This window comes from Pollutimonas rozaliensis, assembly GCF_048751585.1.
Lineage (GTDB): Bacteria > Pseudomonadota > Gammaproteobacteria > Burkholderiales > Burkholderiaceae_B.
This window is the reverse complement of record NZ_JAZHOB010000310.1, coordinates 1-244: the sequence shown is the minus strand read 5'-3', so window position 1 is coordinate 244 and position 244 is coordinate 1. Positions and strand designations below refer to the sequence as shown.

Below are 244 nucleotides of genomic sequence, written 5' to 3'. Positions count from 1 at the left end.
CCTCCTCGTCGCCGCTGCGGTTCAGCGGGGCGATACTGCCCGCGGTGACCTTGCCGGCCTCTTCGAGAATGGCATTGGCGGTTTCTTCATCCACCACCTCGGCCAGGGCCGGCAGCTCGGCCCAGAGCTTGGAGACTTCGAATACTTCATTGAGCACGAAGCGCATGTCGCGCAGGGGGGCTTTGTAATCGGCCATGACACATCCTCGGAAAACGGACTTACGTGAGAGGACCGAGTTTACTTG

The 244-nt window shown here is 60.7% G+C and carries 1 protein-coding gene; it reads right to left on the bottom strand.

All coding sequences use genetic code 11. The features are described from left to right. The coding region (locus tag V0R37_RS23030) for an acyl-CoA dehydrogenase N-terminal domain-containing protein (RefSeq protein ID WP_420376683.1) at positions 1 to 196 on the bottom strand (196 nt) is incomplete at its 3' end. Positions 197 to 244 lie beyond the last annotated feature (48 nt).